General features: G+C 50.9%; 18 protein-coding genes. 10 read left to right on the forward strand and 8 right to left on the reverse strand.

Annotation, left to right across the window (positions count from 1 at the left end):
- Positions 1-22: 22 nt before the first annotated feature.
- Positions 23-1,939 carry a DUF4384 domain-containing protein gene (locus tag KOO63_03405; protein ID MBU8920887.1) on the reverse strand — a complete coding sequence of 639 codons (1,917 nt, stop codon included), beginning with the start codon at positions 1,937-1,939 and terminating at the stop codon, positions 23-25.
- Positions 1,940-2,274: 335 nt separating this feature from the next.
- Here KOO63_03405 and KOO63_03410 point away from each other — a divergent pair, with 335 nt between their 5' ends.
- From KOO63_03410 to KOO63_03450, 9 genes are all read left to right on the forward strand, one after another.
- The gene (locus KOO63_03410) at positions 2,275-2,964 is read left to right on the forward strand and encodes a MotA/TolQ/ExbB proton channel family protein (protein ID MBU8920888.1); all 690 of its coding nucleotides are present in this window, start codon (positions 2,275-2,277) and stop codon (positions 2,962-2,964) included.
- 30 nt (positions 2,965-2,994) lie between these two features.
- Complete coding sequence (locus KOO63_03415; GenBank protein ID MBU8920889.1) at positions 2,995-3,393, forward strand: biopolymer transporter ExbD; 399 nt, start codon at positions 2,995-2,997, stop codon at positions 3,391-3,393.
- 19 nt (positions 3,394-3,412) lie between these two features.
- Entirely contained in the window at positions 3,413-4,051 is a 639-nt protein-coding gene (locus KOO63_03420; protein MBU8920890.1) for a TonB C-terminal domain-containing protein, read from the forward strand.
- A gap of 12 nt (positions 4,052-4,063) precedes the next feature.
- Complete coding sequence (locus KOO63_03425) at positions 4,064-5,332, forward strand: hypothetical protein (GenBank protein ID MBU8920891.1); 1,269 nt, start codon at positions 4,064-4,066, stop codon at positions 5,330-5,332.
- A 154-nt stretch (positions 5,333-5,486) separates the two neighbouring features.
- The gene (pal, locus tag KOO63_03430; GenBank protein MBU8920892.1) at positions 5,487-6,005 is read left to right on the forward strand and encodes a peptidoglycan-associated lipoprotein Pal; all 519 of its coding nucleotides are present in this window, start codon (positions 5,487-5,489) and stop codon (positions 6,003-6,005) included.
- Positions 6,006-6,018: 13 nt separating this feature from the next.
- Positions 6,019-6,861: a tetratricopeptide repeat protein gene (locus KOO63_03435; protein MBU8920893.1), complete on the forward strand. Its 843-nt coding sequence runs from the start codon at positions 6,019-6,021 to the stop codon at positions 6,859-6,861.
- A gap of 85 nt (positions 6,862-6,946) precedes the next feature.
- Positions 6,947-8,215: a hemolysin family protein gene (locus KOO63_03440; protein ID MBU8920894.1), complete on the forward strand. Its 1,269-nt coding sequence runs from the start codon at positions 6,947-6,949 to the stop codon at positions 8,213-8,215.
- Positions 8,202-9,173 (forward strand): DUF21 domain-containing protein, encoded by a 972-nt coding sequence (locus KOO63_03445; GenBank protein MBU8920895.1) that lies wholly within the window; start codon positions 8,202-8,204, stop codon positions 9,171-9,173. Before KOO63_03440 ends, KOO63_03445 begins: the two co-directional genes overlap by 14 nt.
- A gap of 97 nt (positions 9,174-9,270) precedes the next feature.
- A complete protein-coding gene (locus tag KOO63_03450) occupies positions 9,271-10,170 on the forward strand; it encodes an HDOD domain-containing protein (protein MBU8920896.1) in 900 nt (299 codons plus the stop codon).
- Positions 10,171-10,183: 13 nt separating this feature from the next.
- On the opposite strand, the gene KOO63_03455 is transcribed toward KOO63_03450, so the two are convergent.
- The 5 genes from KOO63_03455 to acpS all read right to left on the reverse strand — a co-directional run bounded on the left by KOO63_03455 (position 10,184) and on the right by acpS (position 14,179).
- Positions 10,184-11,707 (reverse strand): aromatic amino acid ammonia-lyase, encoded by a 1,524-nt coding sequence (locus tag KOO63_03455; GenBank protein MBU8920897.1) that lies wholly within the window; start codon positions 11,705-11,707, stop codon positions 10,184-10,186.
- 200 nt (positions 11,708-11,907) lie between these two features.
- Positions 11,908-12,210 (reverse strand): hypothetical protein, encoded by a 303-nt coding sequence (locus KOO63_03460; protein ID MBU8920898.1) that lies wholly within the window; start codon positions 12,208-12,210, stop codon positions 11,908-11,910.
- A gap of 68 nt (positions 12,211-12,278) precedes the next feature.
- The gene (locus KOO63_03465; protein MBU8920899.1) at positions 12,279-13,280 is read right to left on the reverse strand and encodes a PD-(D/E)XK nuclease family protein; all 1,002 of its coding nucleotides are present in this window, start codon (positions 13,278-13,280) and stop codon (positions 12,279-12,281) included.
- A 58-nt stretch (positions 13,281-13,338) separates the two neighbouring features.
- The gene (locus tag KOO63_03470) at positions 13,339-13,797 is read right to left on the reverse strand and encodes a hypothetical protein (protein MBU8920900.1); all 459 of its coding nucleotides are present in this window, start codon (positions 13,795-13,797) and stop codon (positions 13,339-13,341) included.
- Between the two features lies 1 nt (position 13,798).
- Positions 13,799-14,179 carry a holo-ACP synthase gene (gene acpS / locus KOO63_03475; protein MBU8920901.1) on the reverse strand — a complete coding sequence of 127 codons (381 nt, stop codon included), beginning with the start codon at positions 14,177-14,179 and terminating at the stop codon, positions 13,799-13,801.
- A gap of 151 nt (positions 14,180-14,330) precedes the next feature.
- Between acpS and KOO63_03480 the strand changes: the two genes are divergently transcribed.
- On the forward strand, positions 14,331-15,206 hold the full coding sequence (locus KOO63_03480) for a radical SAM protein (protein ID MBU8920902.1): 876 nt from the start codon (positions 14,331-14,333) through the stop codon (positions 15,204-15,206).
- Between the two features lie 14 nt (positions 15,207-15,220).
- Here the strand turns inward: KOO63_03480 and KOO63_03485 are convergent, their stop codons facing one another.
- On the reverse strand, positions 15,221-16,183 hold the full coding sequence (locus tag KOO63_03485) for a GNAT family N-acetyltransferase (protein ID MBU8920903.1): 963 nt from the start codon (positions 16,181-16,183) through the stop codon (positions 15,221-15,223).
- A 121-nt stretch (positions 16,184-16,304) separates the two neighbouring features.
- On the reverse strand, positions 16,305-16,548 hold a 244-nt coding region (locus tag KOO63_03490), incomplete at its 5' end, for a hypothetical protein (GenBank protein MBU8920904.1).

The following is a 16,548-nucleotide window of genomic DNA, read 5'->3' on the forward strand; positions in this document are numbered from 1 at the left end:
GTCCGCGACTATTTCATAAAGCCTATCGTTTTTTGCCCCTGCTGGAGCTGCTTTTCGAACTCTTTCCGGACGAACGGCTGGAAGAACTCCGACTGCTCGACGAACTCGAAGTCGACCTCGAGGAAGAACTCTTCCGTACCGAACTGCTCGAAGGACTTTTTCTTGACGAGGAATTTTTTTTCACGGGAGAACTCTTCCTGGTCGTGGAGCTCTTTCGCGTCGTCGTTCTTTCCGATGCTTTCCTGTCGGAAGACGATCTCTCGCTTGTTCTGGAACGATTCACAGTCCTCGACTTTCTTTCAGTAGTGCCGCTCCGGCTCCCTGTCGACGACTCTCTTTCCGTAGATCGCTTGCTTCTCCACACCTTGCTGCGCGTGGAACTGCCGGTAGAGCGTGTACCGGAACGGGTCCTGTCGATCGTCCTGGACCCCCTGTCGGAGGTCGGCCTGTCGATATCCCTGGTCCTGGTCGTGCCTGTCCTGGAATTGCCACCGTAAATCACTCTTGATGGAACACTCTGGCGGTCTTTGTACCTTGACCGTGACCCAGTCAACGAATTTCCGGATGCCGGTGTTGCGCCGCGGGAATAGTTTCCTCTGTCATTTCTGACCGTCCTGGCCGTTTTGGCGATTCTGGCGTTACGGCTTGCCAGCTTCGTCTCGCCGAGCCTGCTGTCCCTTATAGTCCTGTCTCTCGTCGTTCTGACCGAGGACGAAGTATAATTGATGGCGCGCTTGGTAAAAGACCTGTTGGCATATATCGACCTTGAATTGCGGTAGAAATCCTGGTCGTGGTAGCCGTGGTACCAGGAGTGGTAACCTCCGGGATGGTGCCATGAGCTGTAATAATACGGATTGTAATACCCGTAGACACATCCCCAATTGTACCTGTAGTAATCATGCGCATACCACGACTGGTAAGGCCAGTGGTGATAATAGTAGCTGTCCCAGTGGAAAGAGAATCCCGAATAGCCGATATCCCAGTACCACGGATCGTAGTTGGTGTAGTACCAGCTTCTGTATGCGGGATAGTTGAATCTGTAGGGGTAGTCGTAGTCCGTATAATACACCGACAGATATACCTTCGAATCCGAGTCGTCGTAATAATCTTCATCGTCCCAGCCGCTGGTCACATTGTCGGCATAGTAGTTCGAAGAATAATATTCCTCGTCCTCCGCCTCTTTATCGGCATCATCGACATGGTTTACGGCGTAAAGAGTTGGATAGGGGTAATGAAGGTCGTCTTCATCGTACATCATCTGCTCGATGTAGATCTCCGGGCACTCCATGGCGTACGGATCCGCTATATTCCCATCTCCATGACATTTGTCGCAGAGGTATCTCGGATAGTCCACCTTGCGGTTGATGTAGAAATATGTGTAATCGGTCGAAATGGGCACAGCGTCGGCGTCACGGATAATATTTTCGTCGAGGAGGTTGAAAGCTAGAAAGGGGTCCATATCCACTCTCAGTTGATCATCCCTGAGCTGATGGCCGTTTTTGGCCAGGAACTTCAGCTCGTCAACGTTGATGCGGTCGCCATCAGTCACGGCGACGGCATGGATATACTCTATACCCGTCTTGCCGGAGACCTCCCATTTTATTCCCTTGCCCTTTTCGGGAAGGAAATGGACTTTTCCCTTCCTTGTCCTGGTCAAAACGCCATCAGCAGGATAAAGAAGTTGCACAAGTCCCTCGCTGTCGATGTTGTAGATCACGACATAGGCATCCCGTTCGGTCTGGAAAGTGAGGTTTATATCCCTGCCGGGCTGTAATACAGAACCCTTTCCACCTATGAGGCGCAGAGACAGTTCGATATCGCTCCGGGCGTATTGTGCCGGTTGCGAGACCGTCCTTGTTATTTCCACGGGTGATGCGTTTGAAACGCTGAACGGAATCAAAATGACAGCTAGAAGGAAGAGCATTAGCTTGCGTGTCATGACACTCACTCCCTTCAGGGGTTGTTTTGAACGGGGCGTATTCTTGATCTTGGGTGACCGGGGCGCAAAACACCCGCAGCCACACAATAAGTATAGCGGCTTTCCGGCCTTTTTACAAGTTCTACTCCCGTTTTTATGCATCCTTGACACCTTTCAATTGGTACGGTGGACGCTGGCGGTCACTGTCTCGCCTGTTCGGAGTCAGATGAGACGTCCGCCTCTCTATTAATAGTACGTTTTGGGGCCCTTCCCGGTTTCAATCTGTTTGAAACTAACTTGACCCGCCGAGAGTACAATGATAGTGTGCCCGGTGACGTTGGAAAAGGAGGATGCAAATGGGGTTCGACGGGATACCGGTATTTATGCTGATGTCTGGCAGCTTTTCGGAGCTGATCGCCAATACAGGGATGCTGGCAAAGACAGTCCTTGCTGTCCTGCTGGTCTTGTCGGTAGTTTCATGGACGATAATATTTGAAAAGGTGAGGTTTTTCAGGCGTGCCGGGAGACAGAGCGCAAAGTTCAATAAAGTCTTTGAAGAGGGAAGGTCGCTCCGGGCCATTGCTGAGAAGGCTCAAAAACTGCAGGATTCTCCTGAAGCCTCGCTGGTGAAAGCCTTGAGTGGTGTGGTGGAAAGTGGAGAGGTAAGGGACCCCGCGAATCTCGATAGATATATCGATTCCGGGATCGAGACGCTGGTTGCAGAATGGGAATCGTATCTGATCTTTTTGTCCACTACAGCGACAATCTCTCCGTTTCTCGGTCTTCTGGGTACCGTCTGGGGTATCATGAGTTCTTTCCTCAGCATGGGGATGAGGGGTTCGGCAAATCTTTACGTGATCGGACCGGGCATCGCCGACGCGCTGATCACGACGATCTTCGGGTTGGGTGCTGCCATTCCAGCAGTGATCGGCTATAATTACATTCTCAGGATGGTAAGAAGGAAGGAAGACGATCTAACATCGTTCGCGGTCCGGTTCAGGGTGCGTATACTCGAACGTCGGTACCAGGAACTGGAGGAACGATGATCAAAGGCCCGGTATTCGCGGGAGGACGATATGAAACGTAAACGCTACTCGGCGCTGGCCGAGATCAACATCACCAATCTCGTCGATGTGATGATGGTCCTTCTGATCGTGTTCATGCTTACCGCACCGTTCCTGCAGGCGGGGGTCCGTCTCAACCTTCCCAAGGCTGAAGCGAAAGTCATCGAAGAGCAGGAGGGCGTGACTATCTCGATCGACAGCCAAGGTGATATATTTATCGGTAAGGAAAGGGTCGCATGGCGCGATTTTGCCGCCGAACTCAGAAAGGCCCTGGATACCGAAGCGCCCCGTGTATTTCTCAGAGCAGACAAGGAAACGAAATACGGGGCGGTCATGAGAGTGATTGCTCGTGTCAAGATGATGGGAATAGAAGATCTGGGGCTCATAGCCGAACAGGAAGAAAGCGGTTGAAAGACGGGGGTCCGGGAGGATGAGGTTTTCACTTCTTATATCGGTATTAATCCATGTACTTATCATGGCAGCGCTGTTTTTCGTTGTCAGAGCTGTGCCCGACCTGAAACTTCCGAAAAAGATATATTCTGTAAAGATACTTCAGCCGATCCTGAGGAAGGCTGAACCGGAATCCCCGAAAAAAGTGGAAGTCAAGAGTGAAGTAAAGGTCAAAAAGCCGGAACTGTCTAAACCGAAGCCGAAAAAGAAAGAACAGAAGAAAAAACCCGAAGTGAAAAAAGAAGAACCGAAACAGGCCGAGGCTGAGAAACCGATGGACGTCTCGATGGAGAAGGATGTGACCTCCCTGACCTCCCTGGCGGTCGACGCACCACGTTTTCCGTTTTCCTACTATCTTTCGGCGATCGAGAGAAAGGTCTCCGGCCACTGGTTCTCTTCCGAGTCAGGTCGGGGTGAGGGATTCAGTTGCGTTGTTTATTTCAGGCTTGCCCGCAGGGGGAGCGTCAGCGACGTGAGGATAGAGCAGAGTTCCGGAAACGCGTATTTCGACCGGTCGGCCAAGAGAGCCATCAGGAGTTCTGCACCCTTTCCGCCCCTTCCGAAAGCATTTACCGAGCCATGGCTCGGAATACATTTCACCTTTATTCAGAAAGACTGACAGGTAGGGATAATGACATCGCGAGTACAGATATTTTTTCTTCGCATGGTTCTGGCTGCAATGGCCCTGAGCGTTGTCCCTGGAGCCGGCAGGACTCAGACAGACATCCACCTCAGTACTGAAAAGGCCGGTGGCGGCCGGATACCGATCGTGGTCCGCGATATCGACGCAGGCACACCTGGAGAGATGGGAGTGGCAGGTTATGTCACGAAAGTCCTCAGGCAGGATCTGTTGTTCACCGATATCTTCGAGCCCCTCCGGTTCGAGGGCGTTTCCGACACACTTGCCGGTGGCAGGACCGCTATGGCTATAGTGGAAGGGGTTCTCTCGAAAGATGGGGACCACTACATACTCGACACGAGGCTCCTCGACTATTCGAGCAGAGAGGAGATCTTTAATAAGCGATACCGGTTCGGACGTGATGTCAGAAGGACGGTGGCACACCATATCTGCGACGAGATCCTGTTTTTCCTGGTGGGGGAGAAAGGAATCGCCACGACGCGTTTGCTGTTTGCCCGGAGAGAAAATGGCGTAAAGAACCTCTACATGGTCGATTATGACGGGTACGGGGAGCGACAGGTGACAAAAGACGAACTGATCGTGTCTCCCCTGTGGCTCGATGAAAGTAGATTCGTTTTTACCTCATACCGGCGGGATAATCCCGATTGTTATCTGATCGATCTGGAAAAGAACATCCGCAGGAACATATCCCATCGCAAGGGGATGAATATCGCGGGAAGCTATAATCGGGAACTTGACGAGATCGCGATGACATTGAGCCTGAGGGGCAACAGCGAGATCTACAGGGTGAAAAGTGACGGCAGTATAGTCAAGCGACTGACGAACAACAGAGCTATCGAGATCTCGGCATCCTGGGCCCCGAACGGCAGGGAACTCGTTTTCGTTTCAGACAGGACCCGTTCTCCACAGCTGTATGTGATGGACTATTACGGAGGCAATGTGAGACGTCTGACAAGGACGGGTTCGTACAATACTTCACCTTCGTGGTCCCCGGAGGGTGACTTGATAGCATTCGTCTCGAGGGAAGGGTGGCTGTATCGGCTCAGGCTGATCTCCCCGGACGGCCTGTGGGAAGAAACAGTATTCGACGATTATTACAGTTATGAAGATCCGGTATGGGCTCCGGACGGAAGGCATATCGCGGTCAGCGTAAAATACGGAGAGACTTCGTGGATCGTCATAGTAGATATAGAGACAGGAAGAAGGAGAAAACTGGTCCGTGGGGAGTCGGCGGACTGGTCTCCGCTGGCAGGAGAATGATCTGGCCGAAGACGAGTTAATATCTTTCCGGCGACTGAATTATTTTAAAATATCTGTTTTAATTATTTGGTTTTGCCTATACACTCTGCCCCGATGTATAAAGGAGAGACTGAGATATCAGTCGAACAGGGAATAAACATGGAGGTACCCTCGCATGACCCGTTTCAACGTTCTGTTTCTCGTGCTGGTGCTGGCTCTGCTTATGATATTGCCCGCATGCGCCAAAAAAGACACTGTCGAAGTCCAGGATATCGAGCCTGCCATAGAAGAGATCGTTCCGCCGCCGCCTCCGCTCCAGGAAGAGGTTGAGGAAGTACCTGTCATTGAGGAGGTCGAACCGGTAGTCCTTGAAGATATCTTTTTCGATTACGACAAGTTCAATATCAAGGACGAATACAAAAGCATCCTCACAGCCAACGCCGAGATGCTCCTGGACAATCCTGAAGTAACTCTTCTCGTTGAAGGACATTGCGATGAAAGAGGGACGAGCGAGTATAACCTGGCTCTCGGTGAGAAAAGGGCCAAGTCCGTTCTGGATTTCCTGGTTGCCTATGGAGTGGGCGCTGACAGGCTTTCCCTGGTGAGTTACGGCGAGGAAAAACCGTTCGACAGTGGCCATGACGAACACGCGTGGGGCATGAACCGCCGTGCCCACATGGCAGTGAAACAGTAAAGAGACAGTTCTTATGAATAGATACCGTGCATGGATGATCCTGATCGTTCTCGTTTTCGCCAGTCTCAATGTTGGGTGCTGGGGGCGCAAGTTTTTCAGGGCTCCCGGAGAGACTATCGAGATCTCTGCGAAAGTGGATTCTCTGCTCAAGGAGAACATGGTCCTTCAGAGGAGGATGTATCAGGTCGAGAAGATGCTGGCCTCACAGCAGGATTATTCTCGCGGTGTCAATGCCCAGAACAAGATCGATCTTGAAGAGCTCAAGGACCAGATCAACGCTCTGACTCAGTCTGTCGGAGAAAGCGGATCACCTGTCCGGAGTTGGACTCCAGAAAGTTCCAGCGCCGGGACAAGAGTGTTTGAGGATACGGCTTCATCAGTGGATTCTCTCCCTGTATCCGGTGATGAAGCCGGAGTCCCTCCCGATCCAGGACTTGTGGCGGGCCGGCCGGTGGTTGAAGAAAATGATGCGATGCCGTCACCCGAGGAGATCCACAGGCAGATCTATCTGGATTTCAGCCGGATGGAGTATTCGGTGGCTCTCGATGAATCGGAGATGTTTCTGGACCGTTACGGAAGCCACCCTCTCGGTGAAGAAGTCAGGTTTATCCGTGGGGAATGTTTCATGGAACTGGGCCAGTATTTTGACGCGTTAAAGGAGTTTTCCGCCATTCTCCAGCAATATCCAGGGGGGCGGAGAAAGCCTTCAGCGCTTCTGAGGATGGCCATATCCTATGAAGAGATCGGAGACAGGGACCTCGCTGTGGGTGTGGCAAGACGGTTGGTCAGGGAACATCCGGGCAGCGAAGAATCATCCGAGGCGAGAGAAAGATTCAGCGACCTGCTGGATGAATGATCGTCGGATTCGTGATGGCTGCCTTCCCCGGTAAGACTCATCTTTAACGAAGCAGCCACTGGAAGGTCGTGACTGCAGAGTGGAATTGACTGGGAATCTGATACTGGCTGTATCCGTTATAATCCTCCTATTTCTTTCAGCGTTTTTCTCAGGATCAGAGACGGCACTCTTTTCTCTGTCCCGCTTGTCTGTTTCCGGGATGATCGATGGTGGCGTACGCCGACGTCGAGTGTCGGAACTTCTTGAGAAGCCACGGATGCTTCTGGTGACTATCCTTTTCGGTAACCTTCTCGTCAATATAGCCAGTACAAGCGCCGTAACGGCTCTCGCGATAAAGCTGTTCGGTGAGAGGGGGCTGGGCTATTCGATGGTGCTCATGACCTTCCTGATTCTTATCTTTGGGGAGATTACACCGAAAAGCCTCGCTTTGAAGCATGGACCTGTTCTGGCACCGATGTTAGCCGGTCCCTTGAAACTGTTGATGTGGCTGTTCTGGCCGGTGAGGATCGTACTTGGATGGATCGCCGATTCCACGGTAAACAGAAGCAAGAAGCTGTTCGGTGAGAGTCACGAAAGATATGAATCGAGCGAGCTCGCTACTGCAGTAGAGATGGGCCATATCGATGGTGTATTTGACGAGTTCGAGAAGGATGTCCTGGTTAATTTTTTCCATTTCACAAAGAGGGGCCTGAGCGAGATATTGACTCCCAGAGTCGAAGTGTTTTCGCTGGATGCCGATACAGGGCTGCAGGACGCGATAATCCAGGTCAGGGCAAAAGGGTATTCGAGAATCCCGCTTTTTGAGGATTCGGCAGAAAATATTGTAGGGATACTCAACGCCCGGGATATGCTGGGGCATGATCGTGATGAGAAGATAATTGTCCGGGATCTGATGAAGCCGGTAACATTTGTTCCCGAGACAAAAAAGGTCCGTGATCTGTTGGGAGAACTCCTGTCGTTAAGGGAGCATGTCGCCATCGCCGTGGATGAGCATGGATCGTTTGAAGGGATTGTGACTCTTGAGGATATCCTGGAAGATATTTTCGGCGAGATCCGTGACAGGCTGGAGCCCAGAGTAGACGAGTTCAATCTCATCGACAACGACAGGATAGTAGTCGAAGGCGCAATGAAACTGGAGGACCTCAACGACAGGTTCGGAACGATGCTCGATTCATTGGAAGTCGAGACGATAGGTGGATATCTGATCGAGCATGCCGGCAGGATACCCAGAGAAGGAGAGGTGTTCAGGGTAGGTGAACTGAGATTCCTGATCCTGTCGGCAGAACCGGTAAGGATCAACAAGGTGAAGATCGAGAGACAGAAGAATATGGAGGACCGTGATGAGCACGATTAATACAATCATCATCATAATCGTCACTATCCTTCTGTCGGCGTTTTTCTCAGGATCAGAGACGGCACTTATATCCTGCAGCAGGATCCGGATGCGAAATCTGGCGAAACATGGTTCCCGAAGGGCGCGTATGGTCGAACGCTTCCTCGAGTCCCCCGAACAGTTTTTCAGCATAGTACTCGTCGGTACAAACCTGGCTGTAATCATCTGTACAGCTACAGCGACCGCGCTTGCAATCGAGAATTTCGGGCAGGCGGGGGTCCTTATCGCCACACTGGTGATGACCCCTTTGCTTCTTGTCTTCGGAGAAGTCGTTCCCAAGGCCGTCTATCTATATCACGCGGATCGGATCGCGATGGCTGTAGCTCCTCTGCTGAAAATCATGTTCTACATTCTGTGGCCGTTAGTGATCCCCGTGACATGGCTTGCCCGATTACTGACAGGAACCTCGGATGAAGAGGAGAGAAAACTCAATATCATCTCCACGCGGGAAGAACTCATATTTTTGTACAACAGGGGCAGAGATGAGGGTTCCCGGGAGAAGCTCGAGACGAGGATGATCGACAGGATGTTCAAGTTCCGGATCGTCCGGGTCGGAGACCTGATGGTTCCGATGGCCGATGTAGTATCGTTTTCGGTGGAATCCTCGATCGACGAGATAGTGGCTGGAGTGGACAACCATTCCTGGTCACGATTTCCGATCGTCTCGCCTGAAAATGGGAGAGTGGCAGGAATAATCTCGACATTCGACCTTCTGGGACTGGATGGCGGCGAGATGCTGTCTTCGGTGATGCATAAGCCATTCGTTTCACGGGAGGATGAATTCGCAGAGAGGCTTCTGATAAGCATGAAGGAAGATCCTCTGCACCTGGCAGTAGTAGAGGATGATGACGGGAACCCCCTCGGCATAGTGACACTTGAGGATATTCTTGAAAATATCATCGGTGACATAGCTACCTGAAAAAACTCATAAAGATATTGCCGGTAAATCCGAAATTAAGTGAGTAGGCCGGACGATTCGCTGTAGGATCATACTATTCTGATAAGGAGTCCATAAGATGACTGTCATAGATCTGTCCAGAGTTATCGGCAGTATCAACCAGATACCTCCTCTGCCAGCTGCAGCTACCAGACTTATCAGTACGGTCTCCAATCCTGATCACGCACTGGGGGACGTAATCAGGATAGTCGAGAATGATTCGACCATCACTGCTTATGTCCTGAAAGTGGCGAATTCCGCGTTTTCGGCCCAGAGAGAGTATGTCTCCTCGGTGAAGGACGCTATATTGCTTCTCGGTGAAAATATGGTCATAAGCGCCGCTTTGCGGGTCTGCGCCTCCGGTTTGTTTGGGAAATCTCTTGATGGATATGAGGCAGACAGCTGGTCGATGTGGAAGCATAGTATGGGGACGGCGGTAGCCGCAAAATATATCAACGCTTTCATCAAGGACGGGGATTATTCTGATGTCGTGTATACAGCAGGAATCATGCATGATATAGGGAAAGTAGTCATCTCGGATTTTTTATCCGGCAAGCCCGGAGAGATCAAGTTGATTCTTGAGGAGTCCGGCCAGAAAGATTTTCTGTACGGAGAGAGAGAGGTCCTGGGGACCGATCATTGTGAGGTCGGTGGCCTTCTGGGCGAGAAGTGGAATTTCCCTGAGTCGATAATATCGGTGTTGCGTTATCACCACCATCCTGCTGAATCACCGGAACAGTGGAAACCTCTGGTCCATATCGTCCAGCTTGCCGATGCGGTGGCGATGATGTGTGGGGCGTCGACGGGGAACGACTGCCTTCAGTACGAGATCGACAAGGGACACATGAACTATCTCGACATCTCCGAACAGGACATGGAAAAGATCATGAGGACCACAGAAACCGAAGTGGAGACCCTCATGGGACTCATGTCCGACGACACAGAGTATAAACAGGATCAAAAGGACGATCCCAGCTGACCTGCCTGTGATATTACTCCAGCGTTCCGATCTCTTTTTCGACTTCCTCAAGGATCTCACAGGACTTTACAAGTTCTTTCATCGCTGTATGATCGGGGTAGAGAGGCCTGTCGATATCGAGGAACTCGACGTGGCGGCGAACCACTTCTTTTGCCTTTGCCACACCCTTGCCGAAATTGAACTCTCGGAAATCAAGAGCCTGCGCCGCAGCCATGAACTCGATGCCCAGAACGCCGAATGCGTTGTCGAGGATCTGGAAGTTCTTGATGGCGGTGTTCATTCCCATCGAGACGAAATCTTCCTGGTCGGCGGCTGCCGGTATCGACTGTATTGATGCCGGGGCCGACAGGATCCGCTGCTCCACGATCTGCATGTCAGCCGTGTACTGGCTCAGCATAAGGCCGGAGAACATTCCTGCGCCTTTGGTAAGAAAAGCAGGAAGGCCTACGCTGAGAGCCGGATTGTTCAGCCTGTTCATTCTTCTTTCAGACATGACACTGACCATCGTGATCGCTGCTCCGATCATATCCATAGGCAGGGAGACCGGAGTTCCCTGGAAGTTCGCGCCCGAAAGGTGGATATTTTCCTCGGGGAAGAATATCGGGTTGTCGCCAACGCCGTTCAGCTCGATCTCGACCTGTGACCTCGCATAGGCGAGGGCGTCGTGGACCGCGCCTATGACCTGTGGAGTCGACCGCATCGAGTATGCGTCCTGGACCTTGCATTTGATCTTGCCTTCCACAAGGTCTCCGCCTGTGACCAGTTTTCTGATGGCGGCGGCCGATCTCTGGGCGCCCTTGAATCCACGGATCTTGTGAAGCTGCGGGCTGTACGGTTTCATGTTGGCCTTGAGAGCCTCCAGCGACATCGAGGCAGCTATTTCAGCCTGCTTCAGCCATCTGTTCGAGTCGTAAATCATGATTGCGCTCATCGCCGTCAACAGGTTTGAACCGTTGATCGTCGCAAGTCCGTCTCTTGCGAGGAGACCGGGGATCGGTATTCCCGCCCTGTCCAGAGCTTCCTTGCCGGCAAGCAGTTCGCCCTTGTAAAAGGCTTTACCCTCGCCCATCATGAGCAGGGCGATCTGTGACATCGGAGCCAGGTCCCCGGATGCACCGACCGAGCCTTTCTGGCATACAAAGGGAGTGACTCCCTTGTTCAGCATGTCGATCAAAGTCTGTGTTATCACCGGACGGTTGCCGGAATTGCCGTGGGCGTGGACGTTGGCGCGGGATACCATCGCCCCGCGGACGTATTCTTCAGGGGCAGGATCGCCTATGCCTGCCGCGTGGTTGTATATGAGGTATTTCTGGAAATCCTTGATCTGGTCGTCGTCGAGGACGACTTCGGAGAACTCACCGATCCCGGTGTTGACACCGTACATGATCACGTTCGCTTCTATCTTCTCCTCAAGCATCGTCCGGCATTTTTTGATTCGCTCGACCGCTTCAGGCGCGAGCTCGACTTTCTCGTGATGCCTTGCTACTTTGACAAGCTTTTCAATCGTCAGTCCGGATCCGTCAAGGATGATCGCCACAGTGAACCCCCTGGTAAAGATATCATCTTTTCATGCCACACTTCAAATCAGCTTATACGGCCATGACCCTGCAGTCCCGGGCCTGTTTTGACAATGATCATGACCGACCCTTCGACTTTTCTATATATCATTTCATCATGATTAAGGCAAGACTCAAAACTGAGGTCGCCCAAGCCTGGCAGGGACACGAATCAAAACATTCAGAAGGCCTTGATCAAAGAGAAGACCAGCAGGATAATCGCGAAGATGTTGATGATAGTCGCTGTCCTGCATATAGACTCGGTCTTCCGCCCGGAAGGGTCGATGAGGTTGAGGATTCGGGGAGCCTTGAGGAAGTTGGAGAGGCCGAGGAGCAGGAATGACGTTGCCCAGAGGGGTATCCCGGCGATGACCAGCATCTTCCGGAACATCGCTATGATACCGAGGAGTGAAAAGACGATTCCCCAGAAGAAATATCCTCCACTTTTTTCTGTCGGCTGGTCCTGTTTGTTTTCTGCGTCCATCCCACAAGATATTGTTTCAGGGCTGGCAAATCAATCGCATTCCGATTGCATCACATTCCGGTTGCACCTTATTCAAGGCGCAGCGAGTTGCCAGGTTCCTCGCATATACGGTAGAAATTGCAGAATCGGCATCTGGATGACACACTCTTCGGAAATGTATCAATCCCTTTTGCCTCATTTCTCTGTATATCTTCATCCACGAGGACTTCCGAGAGTTTCTTTATTCCCGCACGGATATGGTCCCGGAAGATGTCGATATTGTCGTCGTCTATCCTGTGCAGGATCTCATGGCCTCCATCGAGGAGATTGACTTCGTGGAGCCGAATAGATTCCAGTGGTTCCCTCATGACAGCCGAGGCATAATATCCATATACGCCGAGTTGTACGCCTGTCCTTGCTTTATGGTCGTTGGTCGATCTGCCCACGGTGCTGAACGTTTTCCAGTCTACGATATCGAAGGTGCCGTCGAGTCCCCTGTAGATAAAATCAGTCTTGGCGAACACCCGGGCGCCGTCGAAATCGAATACCTGGGCGAACTCCGCAAGATCGATGTTTTCGATTATCCAGTATCGCGAGTCGGTCTTTGCGATCTCCTGCAGGATCGGACTTTCCAGCAGTCCTCTGATTCCTTCCCGGCATTCCTCTATCGTCTTTTCGATCTTTTCGTCCGGGATGGGTCGGTCATACTCGTGCTCGAACAGTGCCAGCCAGTCTATGTTCAGATGATCGCCGCGTTTTTTAGGCTCTGTGAGATAAGCCCTGGAGGATGAGAATCTCATCTGGCTGTGAAAACGCTTCTCAATATAATCAGTGACATCGCCGGACTCCGGGATCGTTCCCTTTTTCCTCAGTGAGGCGAGTACTTTTGTCGCTACATAGTGTACTAGCTGGCCACGCCATAGCGGGAGGGACATCAGCCGTTTCAGTTTGAATGCTTCGCGGCAGATAGAGGAAGAGGAGGCGTACCAGCCTCCCCAACTCAGATAATAATGAAAGTAATAACTCCGAAGACAGGTCTCGAAAAGCGATTCTCTCGATATCGACCAACCAAACCTGTTATTTATAGCCATAATCTCTTAATGCTCCGGTCGATGCTGTCCAGAATCTGATCCAGGCAGGATCTGACCATTACTTATCGAAGATTCCCCGGTACAATCTGTTTTCGAGCCGGTAGCCTTCGAATTCGTAATCGAACTTCATGGTCTGCTTGCCTCGCAGTGCGACATCCCTGTTGGTATACATGTATAAATGATACTTGCCGCCGGCTTTCTGCTGAGCGAGTTTCTTGTATTCGTCCCATCTGAACAGCCAGATCCGAAGTGTGCTGATATCGACGCAGGCGATATAGTCGGCCGGGTTGTCGAGTGGTACCCACCAGTCCAGTGCCATCTTTCCCTTGCCTCCTGCCCTTTTTGGCTGAAGGTTTGTCGTGACCAGTATTTTCCAGAGGCGCCTGGGTCTGACCAGTTCCACTTCCAGGTCATAACCTTTTCCCGTTAATTCGCACGGAATCCCATGACTCAGCAGCATGGAGCTGACGAACAGCTTCCCACTGACTCCGATCATGCTTTTCGGTATCTCTGCCATTTTATCCTCCTTCCAGGATGACGAGGGCATGTGCCATATCCCCGTCGTGTGTGAGGCTCAAGTGACAGAAAGCGACATTCCGCTGCTTCAGGGCATCTTTCACCCTATCTGATAATAAAAAAGCGGGTTTGCCCTTATTCCCCCGGACAACGCCTACTTCTTTCAGGGAGAGACCTGTACCCCAGCCTGTACCAAGGGCCTTGAAAAAAGCCTCCCTGGCCGCGAATCTCGCAGCAAAGAAATGGGCACTATCCATGCGTTTCAAGCCTTCCTCGATTTCATCCCCCGTGAAGACCTTGTGCAGAAAGCGCTTTCCGTATTTATCGATCAATCCCGATATTCTCGGGATAAAAACCATATCTGTTCCAATTCCGAATATCATAGGGTTCTGTTTTATTCCTTCCCATCGAGCAGGTTGGAGAGTCCGATCAATTCATATTGCAGTCAGCGATATTTGCAGGTAGAATGACCATACCATTTTTATGAATTTAGTTAAATACAAATATGTAAATATTTTTTGACAGGAATCAGATATGCCGAAGTATGAATATCCTCTATACAGGCCTCCAAGTGAAGCTCAATCTCTTATTTTTCAAGTGGCATTGGGATGTTCGCATAACAGGTGCCTCTTCTGTTACATGTATAAGGAAAAGCAGTTCCGGGTGAGACCATGGAGTGAGTTAAGTGATGAGATCGACGATGCGGCTGTCAATTATCCCGGGACCAGGAAGGTTTTTCTGGCAGATGGCGACGCGTTCGCCCTTTCCAGCGATAAACTGGCGCAGATACTCGATCATATCAGAGACAGCTTTCCCATGCTTCAGAGAGTGACCGCCTATGCTAATCCAGCAAATCTTATCGCGAAATCTGTTGAGGAAATGACAATGCTCAGGGAGAAGGGCTTGACGATCCTGTACTATGGTGTCGAATCTGGCGATCCAGAGGTGTTGGGGAAGATCGACAAGGGTGCTACGCCTGATGAGATGGCCGAAGGGTGTATCAAGGCGACGGAGGCAGGCCTGAAGCTTTCAGTCACTGTTATACTGGGACTTGCGGGACGATCCGGCAGCGAAAACCACGCGCGGAAGACAGCCACGCTGATCAACCGGATCCAGCCGAGATATCTCAGTGCCCTCACATTGATGCTCGGCCATCATGAAGATGAATATCTTGCCGGAATGGGAGACGGGTTCGAATTCAACGATGCAATAGATGATATCAGGGAGCTGAGGATGTTTATCGAAGGCCTTGATAACGACAGGTGTATTTTCAGGAGCAACCATGCTTCCAATTATCTGGCACTGGCGGGCAATCTCCAGAAGGACAAGAAAGCTCTTCTGGCTACGATAGACACGGCTCTCGACAAACCTGAATCATATCTCCGGGATGAGTGGATGAGGGGGCTCTGAGTTTCTGCGCGGTGTTATCTCGATGACAGGATCTTTCGGAACCACGAGTCGGAGATATATGTGTCGTATTCGACTTTTTCCCCACCCCAGCTTTCTTTGTAGTCAATCAGGCTTTGTGCGTACCTGGGGGACGATCCGAGGTTTATCTTTTTTATTCCCGCTTTATTTCCCATCTGGATGCCATCGAACATCAGGACATGGTTGGGTTTGAGGTGTCTGTACTCGTAATCGGACACCACCTGCCAGCTGAACAGAGTGTCATGATAGATGAATTTGATGCTCGATCCGATCATCCGGTCTTTGTACACAAGGCTTTTCCAGTAAAGGATGTCCGTTCCACCGAGGTGCTTGAGAATGCTGTTGAAGAAATGCCTGCTGTACAGGGGCCTTATCGATCCGTGTCTTTTCTCGGTCATCTCGTAGATCTTGTAGAATTCCTTTACATGTTCCTTCGTTGAGATCTCGACCAGACTGGTGTCGGCTTTTAATCCAGAGCGTATATGCCGCCCGACACTCTTTCTGCTCGGAAAGTGGGGGCCGTTTCCGTTGAGTTTGATGATATGAGTGAAAGATTCCGTGTGACTGAGGAAAGGTTCGCTCAATCTGGAAAAATTCCTGTTAAAATCAGTTATCGCTATTCTGGAGAATCGACCCTTCTTGAGATATATTACGAGGTGAACGTAGAATTCGTCTCTTTGAGTATCATCGGTCCCTTCAGCCATAACGACTTCTCCATATGTGCCGTATGGCATGGAGTAGAATGATCTCATGCCGAATTTTTTTGTGATCACTGCGGGCATTCCGGCCACCAGACGGTCGTTTTCATATCCGCAGAGGAATTCCGCATGAGCTCCTGGAGAGAGTCCGTCTACACATGTATCGATCCATTGGTGACTGTGGAAAAAGGAACTGGTGCAAGTCAACTTTTCCCACTCATCAATGTTGAGATTTTTTCGGTCGATTATCCTGAAATCCATTATATCTCCGGGAATGTCTTCGGGTGTACAAACCGGGCCGCGCTGAATTCTGCTATGATTATATGTAATCTTGCTGCGCCTGATTCCTGTCAAGCGAATCTAATATATAGGTGAATTATAGTCAATACCTTAAGGTAATGTAGCTTTTATACATGCCACTGGGATCTGTATTCGGTCTGCTGGGGCTTGTTTTCAATCCATACCTTTGAGAAATACCTCCGAAACATGTCTTCATGACAGCCTTCCGGACATCTGCTTCGAACATTCCCTCCCCAATCATCCCCTCTTCGAATGTTCCTTCTTCAAATGTCCATCTATTTTCTTTTTCCCAAAGTCTTTGACAGCCTTGTGCTGATTGTGACGTC

It is taken from the genome of Candidatus Latescibacterota bacterium (assembly GCA_019038625.1).
Taxonomy (GTDB): domain Bacteria; phylum Krumholzibacteriota; class Krumholzibacteriia; order Krumholzibacteriales; family Krumholzibacteriaceae; genus JAGLYV01.

Coding starts and splice junctions, on each gene's coding strand:
- KOO63_03420 (MBU8920890.1), top strand. CDS start 3,413: ATGAGGTTTTCACTTCTTATATCGGTATTAATCCATGTACTTATCATG.
- KOO63_03450 (MBU8920896.1), top strand. CDS start 9,271: ATGACTGTCATAGATCTGTCCAGAGTTATCGGCAGTATCAACCAGATA.
- KOO63_03435 (MBU8920893.1), top strand. CDS start 6,019: ATGAATAGATACCGTGCATGGATGATCCTGATCGTTCTCGTTTTCGCC.
- KOO63_03480 (MBU8920902.1), top strand. CDS start 14,331: ATGCCGAAGTATGAATATCCTCTATACAGGCCTCCAAGTGAAGCTCAA.
- KOO63_03445 (MBU8920895.1), top strand. CDS start 8,202: ATGAGCACGATTAATACAATCATCATCATAATCGTCACTATCCTTCTG.
- KOO63_03485 (MBU8920903.1), bottom strand. CDS start 16,183: ATGGATTTCAGGATAATCGACCGAAAAAATCTCAACATTGATGAGTGG.
- KOO63_03465 (MBU8920899.1), bottom strand. CDS start 13,280: ATGGCTATAAATAACAGGTTTGGTTGGTCGATATCGAGAGAATCGCTT.
- pal (MBU8920892.1), top strand. CDS start 5,487: ATGACCCGTTTCAACGTTCTGTTTCTCGTGCTGGTGCTGGCTCTGCTT.
- KOO63_03415 (MBU8920889.1), top strand. CDS start 2,995: ATGAAACGTAAACGCTACTCGGCGCTGGCCGAGATCAACATCACCAAT.
- KOO63_03405 (MBU8920887.1), bottom strand. CDS start 1,939: ATGACACGCAAGCTAATGCTCTTCCTTCTAGCTGTCATTTTGATTCCG.
- acpS (MBU8920901.1), bottom strand. CDS start 14,179: ATGATATTCGGAATTGGAACAGATATGGTTTTTATCCCGAGAATATCG.
- KOO63_03425 (MBU8920891.1), top strand. CDS start 4,064: ATGACATCGCGAGTACAGATATTTTTTCTTCGCATGGTTCTGGCTGCA.
- KOO63_03460 (MBU8920898.1), bottom strand. CDS start 12,210: ATGGACGCAGAAAACAAACAGGACCAGCCGACAGAAAAAAGTGGAGGA.
- KOO63_03410 (MBU8920888.1), top strand. CDS start 2,275: ATGGGGTTCGACGGGATACCGGTATTTATGCTGATGTCTGGCAGCTTT.
- KOO63_03470 (MBU8920900.1), bottom strand. CDS start 13,797: ATGGCAGAGATACCGAAAAGCATGATCGGAGTCAGTGGGAAGCTGTTC.